The 11,045-nt window shown below is 55.6% G+C and carries 8 protein-coding genes; 1 reads left to right on the forward strand and 7 read right to left on the reverse strand.

The genetic code is table 11. The features are described from left to right. Positions 1-210: 210 nt before the first annotated feature. Together ACMYSL_RS01005 and ACMYSL_RS01010 are read right to left on the reverse strand one after the other, a co-directional pair. Positions 211-2,172, reverse strand: a complete 1,962-nt coding sequence (locus tag ACMYSL_RS01005; RefSeq protein ID WP_434661144.1) for a glycoside hydrolase family 127 protein — start codon at positions 2,170-2,172, stop codon at positions 211-213. Between the two features lie 10 nt (positions 2,173-2,182). Beyond that, positions 2,183-3,583: an MFS transporter gene (locus ACMYSL_RS01010; RefSeq protein ID WP_112215944.1), complete on the reverse strand. Its 1,401-nt coding sequence runs from the start codon at positions 3,581-3,583 to the stop codon at positions 2,183-2,185. Between the two features lie 256 nt (positions 3,584-3,839). On the opposite strand from ACMYSL_RS01010, the gene ACMYSL_RS01015 reads away from it, so the two are divergent. Beyond that, positions 3,840-4,655, forward strand: coding sequence for a helix-turn-helix domain-containing protein (locus tag ACMYSL_RS01015; protein WP_304254146.1), 816 nt, complete (start codon positions 3,840-3,842; stop codon positions 4,653-4,655). A 206-nt stretch (positions 4,656-4,861) separates the two neighbouring features. Here ACMYSL_RS01015 and feoC read toward each other — a convergent pair whose 3' ends face one another. The 5 genes from feoC to greB form a co-directional block, all read right to left on the reverse strand. Beyond that, a complete protein-coding gene (feoC, locus tag ACMYSL_RS01020) occupies positions 4,862-5,098 on the reverse strand; it encodes a [Fe-S]-dependent transcriptional repressor FeoC (RefSeq protein WP_304261151.1) in 237 nt (78 codons plus the stop codon). A gap of 9 nt (positions 5,099-5,107) precedes the next feature. After that, positions 5,108-7,426 (reverse strand): Fe(2+) transporter permease subunit FeoB, encoded by a 2,319-nt coding sequence (feoB, locus tag ACMYSL_RS01025; RefSeq protein WP_182235287.1) that lies wholly within the window; start codon positions 7,424-7,426, stop codon positions 5,108-5,110. Between the two features lie 27 nt (positions 7,427-7,453). After that, entirely contained in the window at positions 7,454-7,681 is a 228-nt protein-coding gene (feoA, locus tag ACMYSL_RS01030) for a ferrous iron transporter A (RefSeq protein ID WP_004126281.1), read from the reverse strand. A 410-nt stretch (positions 7,682-8,091) separates the two neighbouring features. Beyond that, on the reverse strand, positions 8,092-10,428 hold the full coding sequence (locus ACMYSL_RS01035) for a Tex family protein (protein WP_182235286.1): 2,337 nt from the start codon (positions 10,426-10,428) through the stop codon (positions 8,092-8,094). Positions 10,429-10,529: 101 nt separating this feature from the next. Then, positions 10,530-11,003, reverse strand: coding sequence for a transcription elongation factor GreB (gene greB, locus ACMYSL_RS01040; protein WP_110276279.1), 474 nt, complete (start codon positions 11,001-11,003; stop codon positions 10,530-10,532). Positions 11,004-11,045 lie beyond the last annotated feature (42 nt).

Below are 11,045 nucleotides of genomic sequence, written 5' to 3' on the forward strand. Positions count from 1 at the left end.
CGAATGGTTAATCAAATGTTATTTGCGAGCAATATTAATGTGACTAAAAATGATGGATATGTGAACCGCTGAGGGATTTAGCAAATAATTGGTAGGACCAATCTGTTTGGAGAGAGGGGGCATTTGAAACATAGCCTGGCCCGGAGGCGGCGCTTGGCGCGCATTGGCCGGGCTACCCGTTTGCAGACGGCAGCCCGGTCAGCGTAGCGCTTATTCGTCCGCTTCTTTCACCCAGATGCGCATTTCGCCTTCGCCGCGGTTGGCCCAGCTAAACCACGGGATAAAGGTCAGGGTCTGTTGCTGACGGGTGGACGGGGCGCGGTCGTAATTCCACAGCGCCTGGTTTTCGGCATTTTCCGCCGTTTGCTTATACCCCGGAGCCTGGAGGAGCGTCTTGTGAGCAAAAATCCCTTTGCCTTCAAACGCGCTGAACTGCGCATCGCGCGGCAGCTGTAGGTTATGCAACTGCTCGCCGTTATCTGCCTGTTCCAGGCAATAAACCAGCGGGCCGCGCTGGACGGCGACCTGGCCTGCCTGATGGCGTACCAGCGGATTACCATAAATACGCCGCACCGGCATTGGCAGCGTTAACACCAGCGTGTCGCCTTCCTGCCAGCGATGGCTAATGTGCAGATAGCCTTTACGTACATCCTGCGCAACCGCCACGCCGTTAAGCGTCACCTGCGGCTTATCGCACCAGTCCGGCAGACGCAGTGCCAGGGTGTGATTGATCGGGGTGGATGAATCGATGGCAATTTTCACCTGCTCCTGCCACGGATAGTTGCCGCTGATGCGCAGACGCAGCGTCTCATCGCCAACCGGGATCTCGGCGCTGTTGCCGACATACAGGTTGATGTACAGCGCGTCGTCATGCGGCGTGTAGATGTAGTGGCCCAGCGAGGTCAGCACGCGGGCGATGTTCGGCGGGCAGCAGGCACAGCCGAACCAGCGCTGGCGAACGGGCTTCACGTGGTCGTAAATATGGTTGAATTTTAATGACTTTGGATGCACTTCCAGCGGGTTAACGTAGAAGAAGTGTTTGCCGTCCAGCGCCATTCCGCCCAGCACGGTGTTATACAGCGCGCGCTCCATCACGTCGGCGTACTGGCTGTCGGCTTCCATTTCCAGCATTCGGCGGGCAAACATCATCAGGCCGATGGAGGCGCAGCTTTCGGCGTATACCGTGTCGTTTGGCAGGTCGTAGTCGCTGCTGAAGGCCTCTCCGCTGCTCTGCGAACCGATGCCGCCGGTAATATACAGCTGGCGATGAGCCATATTGTTCCACAAACGCAGGCAGTCCTGGCGTTTGCCTTCGTCCTGGCTTAAGCGGGCGAGATGAGCGACGCCGGTCATCAGATAGACAAAGCGCACCGCGTGGCCGATGGCGACCGGCTGCTCGGAAATCGGCTGATGCGCCTGGCTGTAGGGTTTGTCTTTAACCATCCACGCCGGGCCGTAGGTGTTCCAGTAGGAGGTTTGGCCGCGTTTTTCATATTCGATATCGTAAAAATGCGGCTGGGTTCCGCGCTCCTCAACGAAGTAGTTCACCAGCGACATGTAGCGCGGCTCCTGGGTCACGTCGTACAGGCGCATTAACGCCAGCTCGATTTCTGGGTGGCCAGGGTAGCCGTGCAGCTGCTTCTCTCCGGGGCCAAATACGCTATCGATATGGTCAGCCAGGCGGCAGACTACCTCCAGCAGGCGGCGCTTGCCGGTGGCCTGGAAGAAGGCGACGCCCGCTTCAATCATATGCCCGGCGCAGTACAGTTCGTGGCATTCGGCGAGGTTGGTCCAGCGTTCCTCTGGTGCTTTAACCGTGAAGTAGGTATTCAGGTAGCCGTCTTCGCACTGGGCGGCGGCCACCAGTTCAATGACCTCATCTGCGGTCTTTTCCAGTTCGGTGTCCGGTTTCTGGCACAGCGACCAGGCTACGGCTTCCAGCCATTTCGCCACGTCGCTATCCTGAAAGACCATGCCGTAGAATTCGCCCGCCTGTTGTCCGGCGGCGATGCGGAAGTTTTCTATTGCATGGCTTGGATCCGCCTCCTCGATGCGGTCATTAAGCGCATCCCACTGGTAGGGGATGACGACATCGCGCACCAGTTGCTGGTACTGGCCGAGGAACGGGTCGTTAATTTTCAGTTTGTGCAGATTGACTTCCATAACAGACATGACGGACTCCTTAAGACTGAACGTGACGCGTGCGCAGGTCAGTGGCAATGCGCGCCATCATCGGATTATTGAGTTTGCAGGCGCGGATCGAGAAGGCCAGCAGCAGGTGGAACAGGGCGGGCAGCAGGGTTTCCATTGAGGAGATCCCGGCCAGCGACAGAGCGGTTTGATTGCCAGCCCCCGGCTGATAGGCCACGTAGATAAAAATCAGGCTGATAATACCGGCGCTGGAGGCCCATGCCAGCTTGATGAAGAACAGGTTAAAGGCGAAGTTCATGCCGGAAGAGCGCACGCCGGTTTTCCACTCACCGTAATCATCGGAGAAAGCCATCAGCGAGAAGTGCAGCGGCAGGGTGAAGCCAAGAATAATGCCGTTGCCGAGGATCACCATCAGCCACAGGGTCTGATATGCCGGTCCGGTCGGTAAAAACCACATCGCGACGGCCAGCGCGGCCAGCACCAGGTTGGTGTAGTAGTAGAGTTTGACGGTATCAAAGCGGCGCGACAGCAGGTTGATGATGACGGAACCGCCAATCGACGCGAAGGTCACCATGGTGAAAAATAGTGAGGTGTAGCCGGTGGACCCCTCAAGGACGTAGGTGATGAAGTACATGTAGCCGCCGCCGCGGATATTAAAGACGTTGATCAGCAGGAATGACATCACCAGCATTAGCAGCAACTGGTCGTTTTTACGCAGCCCGGCGATATGCTCGCGCAGGGTAAATTTACCCATCATGTCCAGCGAGACGCGTTCGCGAACCCAGAAGAAACAGCACAGGAACATCACCACCGCAATAGCGCACAGCACGCCGACGCCATACTGATAGCCTTGGGCGGTGTTGCCCTGGCCGAGCGCGGTAACCAGCCACGGTAGCCCAACGGAGACTAAAAAACCCGCCACGCCGCATAGAACGAAGCGCCAGGCCTGGCACGAGATCACCTCGCTGTGACGCGTGGTCATGGTGTTGATCAACGCGCAGTACGGTACGTTAATCGCGGTGTAGCTCACTGACAGCAGCAGATAGGTACCAAATGCCCAGGCGATTTTTACCCCCATGCTGGCATCAGGGACGGTGAAGGTCAGGACGCCAATCACGCCGATAGGTACGGCGATCCACAGCTGCCAGGGGCGAAAGCGTCCCCATCGGCTTTGAGTACGGTCGGCCAGCACCCCCATGATCGGGTCGGAAATGGCGTCGAAAACGCGCAGGGCGAGGAACATGGTTCCGACCAGCGCGGGCGTCAGGCCGAAGACATCGGTATAGAAAAAAGTTAAAAAGTTCATGATAAGGCAGGTGATGACTGTCCCACCCGCATCGCCCAGCCCGTAGCCTATTTTTTCCCGGAGGGATAATTTGTCGTCCTGGGCACGCTGTGCCAAATCGCTTGTCGTAATCGGAGCCGAAGTCATAAATAACTCCCGGAGAGGATGTGCGGAAAAATTTCCCGCTAAAAGTTGCGGGCTTTTATTGTGTAATTTGCAAAGTACGTTATTTATTCTGCACTAAATATTAAGAGCAACAAGGGAAGGGAAAAGTATAAAAAGGTGACGATTCCGACTTGATGGTAAAAGTGTGATTTTGATCCGGCATAACGCTATTTTATCGTGAATAATCAATAACAATGAGCGGTTGTTTATGATGCTAAAAGCGGAAAATTGAATATCTATGCTTGAATTATCCATGTCTCTTCCGATTAAGGTGCAGAACGGCGGGCTGTTTATTTCCCGCGGCATTGGTAGTCATCCGGCACGCCAACTTCACTCCTGGGAAATAATATTTGTTGAAAAAGGGACATTAGCGATTCGCGAAGGGAGTGAAGTTTTTAGCGTCAATGCCGGGGAAAGTTTACTGCTCTGGCCGCAGCGTTTACATGTTGGCGTGGGGCAATTTCCGGCGGACCTAAAGTTTTATTGGCTGCATTTTGAAGTGAACTCTGGTGAAAGCGATTCTTTACCTGAACCATTGCTTTCTATCCCGCAGCACACGCGAGTCGGCGAACCGCAGTATATTATTTCGCTGTTCCGGCAATTCTTACGCGAACAGGAAAATATTCATCGCAGCGTGGCGCTGGAATTGATCCTGTTGTTGATTTTGCAGCAAATTTCGGCGGCGGCAAGTGAACAGCCCGCCGATAGCCCCGGCAATGCGCTGGCGTGGAGAGCGCAGCAAATTATTCATACGCAGTTTCATCTGCCCATTTCCGCCTCAACGCTGGCGCATGAACTGCACTGCAACGCCGATTATCTGGGGCGCGTTTATCGCCATGCTTTCCGACTGACGTTAACCGAAGCGCTGCATCGCCAGCGGGTAAGGGCGGCGGAAAAGCTGCTCATTAGCGATTCGCTATCGCTGACTGAAGTGGCGATGAAATGTGGATTTAACGACGTGGGCTACTTTCGCAAGATATTTCGCAAGCACACCAGCCTGACCCCGGCGGCGTGGAAGCGTCGTTACTGCAAAGAGCATATTAATTCGGCGTAGGGTTTAACTAGTGTGTGCCGGACCTGATGTATCGGCGTGGCTTCATCCCGGGGGCGGCGCTTGACGCGCCTTGCCCGGGCTACAGGTTCGTGAGTTTTGCGAGTTTGGTTGCCCGGGCTACAGGTTTGAGTGTTCTGCGGGTTTGGTAGCCCGGACAGATGCGCAGCATCGCCTCCGGGGAAAGTATCTGTATAAACAGACCCCCTTCAGCGCAGCGACCACCACTCCCGCAGGCAGGCCTTACCTTCCGGGCAGCTTTTGCAGCTTCCGGAAAGACAGCCATCAGCATCTTCGGTCACTTTTACTGCTTTACCCATCGCCTCCAGGCGGCCCAGCATGGCGTCGATCATCGGCTGCGGCGTACGCAGGCGGACGCTCAACTGCGCTGCTTCCATCCGCCCTTGCAGGGCCAGCATATCGCGAACCTCAATTAACGACGCCATCATCGCTCCTTAGTGGCAATCGCCAGCCGGACTCTGGCAGCAGGACGACGGCGTTTTGCGCGTCGCCAGCAGCGAGACGTCCACCCGGCTACGCGCTCTGCGCAGCAGGCCAAAGACCAGAATATTGAACAACACCACCGCCAGAATGCACACCAGACTATAGCGCGGATGCTGGCTGAAGCTGACGGTCTGGTAATACAGCGTAGAGAGTGAATAGGCGATATTCAGGCCCCACAGGATAGAGAAGGACATCCAACCGCGGCTCGACTCGCGGGCAATTGCCCCCATGACCGAAATGCAGGGAATATAGAGCAGAACGAAAATCAGGTAGCTGTACGCCGCAGCGGCGCTACCGAATTTGCTGCCCATTACGCCCATCGCGCCGGTTTCCATTTCGCCATCGCCTTTGCTGGCTTCAATGGGGTTCGCCAGTACGCTCAGGCTGAAGGTGTCTTTCAGGCTTTGCCAGGTCTCATCCACCGCGGCCAGCAGCTCGTCGCCAAGATGGAACTCCTGCGGATTAAACGCTTCATTCTGGATATCTTCAGCGGTGTAGAGCGTATTTAACGTACCAACCACCACCTCTTTCGCCATCGCGCCGGTAAACAGGCCGACGGTCGCCTGCCAGTTATCCTCATGCACGCCAATCGGCTTAAACACTGGGGTAATTACGCGACTGACCGATGCCAGCGCCGAATCATTGATGTTATCGACGATCTTTCCGCTCAGCGAGAAGCTGTTCAGCGCGCTGAGGAAAATACTGACGATGACGATCACTTTACCGGCACGCAGCACGAAGCCTTTCAGGCGCTGCCAGGTCTGGATAATCAGACTCTTAATATGCGGGACGTGGTACACCGGCAGCTCCATCACGAACGGCGAAGCTTCGCCGCGCATAATTGTGTGCTTGAGCATCAGGCCGGTGAGGATCGCCATGACGATACCTAACAGGTATAGCGAGAAGACCGCCAGCGCGCCGTTCTGGCCGAAAAAGGCGGCGGCAAAAACAGCAAAGATTGCCAGCCGTGCGCCGCAGGACATAAACGGCGCCATCATGATGGTCATCAGGCGCTCGCGCGGCGCATCAAGGGTACGCGCGCCCATCACCGACGGCACGTTACAGCCGAAACCAACAATCAGCGGCACGAAGGATTTCCCTGGCAGCCCCAGCGCCTGCATCAGTCGGTCCATCACAAACGCCGCTCGCGCCATGTAGCCGGAGTCTTCAAGGAAGGAGAGGAACAGGTACATCATGCCGATTTGCGGCACCAGCGGCAGCACGGTATTAATACCGCCGCCGATCCCCTGGGCGAGGAAAATGGTCAGCCAGTCCGGGAAATGCAGGGTATAGCCGATCCACTGAATGCCGTGGATAAAGAGAGCCACAGAACCGCCATCAAAGATTGGCTGCAGCGCACCGCCGATGTTGATCGCCAGTAAGAACATCAGGTACATGACGAACAGAAAGACCGGCAGCCCAAGGAAACGGTTGAGGATAATTTTATCCATCGCCGCAGTGAAACGACTTGGCTCGGCGGTCAACGTGTTGCTGACCGCATCACAAATGGCGGCAATGCTTTGGTAACGCGCATCGGCGATATGCAGCGCCGGGTCGTCCAGCTCTTCGCTCAGATGCGCCAGCGCACTGTCCAGCTTGTGGGCGGCGTCACCAGCATAAGCGCGGCTGTAAATATCTCCTTCCAGCATCTGCAAACCCAGCCAGCTACGCTGACGTGGCGGGATGTTCTGCGCCATCGCTTGCGCCAGCTTGTCCGCTTCGCGCAGCAGTGGCTGCGGGTAGTGCACCAGCTCAATGGATTGGTTTTCCTGATGACGGTCGATAGCCATTTTTAAGGCTTCGATACCGCGTCCACGGGTGGAAACCAGCGGAATAACCGGGCAACCGAGGCGCGCTGCCAGCGCATCGACATCAATACGGATCTTTTGTTTTTCCGCGATATCAAGCATGTTCAACGCGACTACGCAGGGAATCCCTAGTTCCAGCAGTTGCAAGGTCAGGTAAAGGTTACGTTCCAGATTGGATGCATCAACCACGTTAATCAGCATGTCGGCATCACCGCTGAGGATGTAGTGGCAGGCAATCTGCTCATCCAGCGAGGTTTGCGAAGAGATAGTGGTCAGGGAATAGGTGCCAGGAAGGTCCACCAGCGTGACCTGATGGTCGGTGGTGTTGAAACCGCCTTCTTTACGCTCAACGGTGACTCCGGCCCAGTTGCCCACACGCTGACGCGCGCCGGTGAGCTGGTTGAATAGCGTCGTCTTACCGGAGTTAGGGTTACCAATTAAACCAATGGTTAATTTTTTCATATTCATGCTCTTAGTGCCGGTCAGGCTTTATTGTGCAACCGCTTCCAGTTCAATTAACGCTAAATCCTTTTTGCGTAATACCAGACTCACGCGTCGGGTTTCAATGTGAATAGGATCGCCTAGCGGCGCCACGCGAACCACATTAAAAGAGGAGCCGGGCAGCATCCCGAGGGACAGAAGTTTCTGCCGATAAGCCGGGCTAATATCGCGGGAGAAACCAGTGATTTTCCACGCACTATCAGGTGTGAATTGCATAGGACCTACTTGTATATCGCTAACTGAAAGAGAGTTTTCCGTATGCGCCGGAGGTGCAGCGCCTGGGACCGTAGCCAACGAAGAATAATAAATACTCACTGAGAATAATGATAATGAGAATAGTTTTTATCATCAATACATATAATGCGATAGATTCTATGTTTAGCCGGAAAATTGAGCTTTTGTTGATATTGAGCAAAGTCGATTTTGTCATCGCCACTGAGATAATAATTATTCTTATTACTTAATGTTTAATTAAGGTTTCGTTAGTTAACAAAATGAAAATATTAATCTCAGAAGTTCAATTCGCGCTTATTAAGAAGTTATAAGAAAATACTAATGCTTGTTTGCGCAATATGGCGAATGGCGGAGGAGAAGCGGCCCCTCAGCAAGAGGGGCCGAAAAGGGGGTTAGCGTTTTTTACCCATTGCTGCGGCCAGCGCGTCCATCATCGCGCTGTTGCCCGCAGGCTGCGCGTCACGACCGCGTGGTGGCTTAGCTGCTTTTGCCGCCGGGCGATTGCCCTGAGGACGATCGTTATTTCCGCCGCCGCGGCGGGCATTGGTTTCGCCAGGCTGTTCGTCCAGGCGCATCGTCAGGGCGATACGTTTACGCTGCAGGTCAACTTCCATCACTTTGACCTTCACGATATCGCCCGCTTTGACCACGGTGTGCGGGTCTTCAACGAACTTATTCGACAGCGAAGAGATGTGCACCAGACCGTCCTGATGGACGCCAATATCAACAAACGCACCGAAGTTGGTGACGTTGGTGACCGCGCCTTCGAGGATCATCCCCGGCAGCAGGTCGTTCATCGTTTCGACGCCATCGGCGAACTGGGCGGTTTTAAACTCAGGACGCGGGTCGCGGCCCGGTTTTTCCAGCTCTTTGATGATGTCGGAAACCGTCGGCACACCGAATTTGTCATCGGTGAAATCAACCGCTCGCAGGTTGCGTAATTCGCTGCTGTTACCCATCAGATCTTGCAGCGCCTGCTGCGTCGCCGCCAGAATTCGCTCAACCACCGGATAAGCTTCCGGGTGCACGGTTGAGGCGTCCAGCGGGTTGTCGCCGTGGTTGATACGCAGGAAACCCGCGCACTGTTCAAACGCTTTTGGCCCCAGACGGCTGACTTTAAGCAGTTGCTGGCGGTTCTGGAACTGACCGTTTTCATCACGCCAGGCGACAACATTTTGCGCCATCATGCGGGTCAGACCGGCAACGCGGGTGAGCAGCGGTACCGATGCCGTGTTGAGGTCCACGCCAACGGCGTTCACGCAGTCTTCAACCACCGCGTCCAGCTTACGCGCCAGCTGCGACTGGCTGACATCATGCTGATACTGGCCAACCCCGATGGATTTCGGGTCGATTTTCACCAGTTCGGCCAGCGGATCCTGAAGACGGCGGGCGATAGAAACCGCGCCGCGCAGGGAAACGTCGAGGTCCGGGAACTCCAGCGCCGCCAGTTCTGAGGCGGAATAGACGGAAGCGCCCGCTTCGCTGACGATCACCTTCTGAGCGGTCACTTTCGGGAACTGTTGCTGCACGTCGAGGAAGAAGCGTTCGGTTTCACGCGAGGCGGTACCGTTACCGATCGCCACCAGCTCAACGTTGTGTTTTTCACACAACGCAGCTACCGCCACCGCCGCTTTGGCGGCCTGCCCGGTATGCGGATAGATCGTGTCGGTCGCCACCACTTTGCCGGTGCCGTCGACAACTGCCACCTTCACGCCGGTACGCAGGCCCGGATCGAGACCCATAGTAGCGCGTAGCCCGGCCGGGGCCGCCATCAGCAGGTCATGCAGGTTGCGGGCGAAAACGTTGATCGCTTCGTCTTCCGCACGTTCGCGCACGGTGCCCATCAGCTCGGTTTCGAGGTGCATCAGCACCTTGATACGCCATGTCCAGCTCACCACGCCTTTACGCCAGCTATCCGCAGGAGCGTTATTCAAGCGCAGGCCGAGGTGGTCGATAATAATTTGCTCGCCATGGCTCTCTTTCGGTGGCTCGTCAAACTGCGGATCGGCATTCAGAGAGAGTTGCAGCACACCTTCGTTGCGACCGCGGAACATGGCCAGAGCACGGTGCGACGGCACGGTAGAAATCGGTTCGTGGTGATCGAAGTAGTCGCGGAATTTCGCCCCTTCCTCTTCTTTGCCGCTGACGACGCTCGCCACCAGGTGGGCGTTCTTCCACAGATAATCACGCACTTTAGCCAGCAGCCCGGCGTCTTCAGCGAAACGTTCCATCAGGATATAGCGCGCGCCGTCGAGGGCGGCTTTGCTATCCGCTACGCCTTTATCGGCGTCGATATATTTGGCGGCTTCGGTTTCCGGGTCGTGGGACGGTTCGTTCCACAGCAGTTCAGCCAGCGGCTCCAGCCCGGCTTCAATGGCGATTTGCCCACGCGTGCGGCGTTTTTGTTTGTACGGCAGATAGAGGTCTTCGAGCTCGGTTTTACTCAACGTACCGTTGATGGCTTTTTCCAGCGCCTCGGTCAGTTTGCCTTGTTCGCCGATGGACTTGAGGATCGTCTGGCGGCGGTCTTCGAGTTCACGCAGATAACCCAGGCGGGTTTCCAGATTACGCAGCTGCGTGTCATCCAGACCGCCGGTGACTTCTTTACGATAGCGTGCGATAAACGGCACGGTGTTCCCTTCATCAAGCAGGCGAACGGCAGCTTCTACCTGTTCAGCCCTGGCCTGAAGTTCACCCGCAATAATGCGGCAGAGCGAATCATTCATCATGGGTTTAATTCATCTTTAGGATCAAAAATCAGGGGGATAGTTATACGGACTGACACGGCAAAATGCCAGCCACGACCAAATCCTCTCGGAATGTTCCAGGCTTATTTCACGTATTCAATCTCATTCACATACCAGGCGGCTTCTCCCGCAGGTGTGTTAACGATAGCCAGGTCGCCGACCTCTTTTTTCAGCAGCGCGCGCGCCATTGGCGAATCAATTGAGATGTAGTCGTTGCGCCCGAAGATTTCATCGTAGCCGACGATGCGAAAGCGCTTGGTATCGCCATCATCGTTTTCAATCTCCACCCACGCGCCGAAGAACACCTTGCCTTCCTGCTGCGGGGAGTAATCAACGATTTTCAGATGCTCAAGGCATTTGGTCAGGTAACGCACCCGGCGGTCGATTTCGCGCAGGCGTTTTTTGTTGTACTGGTAGTCGGCGTTCTCGCTGCGGTCGCCGAGGCTTGCCGCCCAGGTCACTTTTTTTGTGACTTCCGGGCGCTCTTCGCGCCACAGATAATCCATCTCTTTTTTAAGTTTTTCATACCCTTCACGGGTGATCAGCGGCGTTTTCATCGAGAGTCCTGGTTCCTGTTACACATCTTTGTGCGATGGTGC

Origin of the sequence: Klebsiella sp. MISC125, from assembly GCF_051131775.1 — a bacterium.
Taxonomy (GTDB): domain Bacteria; phylum Pseudomonadota; class Gammaproteobacteria; order Enterobacterales; family Enterobacteriaceae; genus Klebsiella.

Bases quoted from the DNA above. Each gene is read 5' to 3' on its own strand.
- ACMYSL_RS01005 (WP_434661144.1), bottom strand. From the start codon at position 2,172: ATGTCTGTTATGGAAGTCAATCTGCACAAACTGAAAATTAACGACCCG.
- ACMYSL_RS01010 (WP_112215944.1), bottom strand. From the start codon at position 3,583: ATGACTTCGGCTCCGATTACGACAAGCGATTTGGCACAGCGTGCCCAG.
- ACMYSL_RS01015 (WP_304254146.1), top strand. From the start codon at position 3,840: ATGCTTGAATTATCCATGTCTCTTCCGATTAAGGTGCAGAACGGCGGG.
- feoC (WP_304261151.1), bottom strand. From the start codon at position 5,098: ATGGCGTCGTTAATTGAGGTTCGCGATATGCTGGCCCTGCAAGGGCGG.
- feoB (WP_182235287.1), bottom strand. From the start codon at position 7,426: ATGAAAAAATTAACCATTGGTTTAATTGGTAACCCTAACTCCGGTAAG.
- feoA (WP_004126281.1), bottom strand. From the start codon at position 7,681: ATGCAATTCACACCTGATAGTGCGTGGAAAATCACTGGTTTCTCCCGC.
- ACMYSL_RS01035 (WP_182235286.1), bottom strand. From the start codon at position 10,428: ATGATGAATGATTCGCTCTGCCGCATTATTGCGGGTGAACTTCAGGCC.
- greB (WP_110276279.1), bottom strand. From the start codon at position 11,003: ATGAAAACGCCGCTGATCACCCGTGAAGGGTATGAAAAACTTAAAAAA.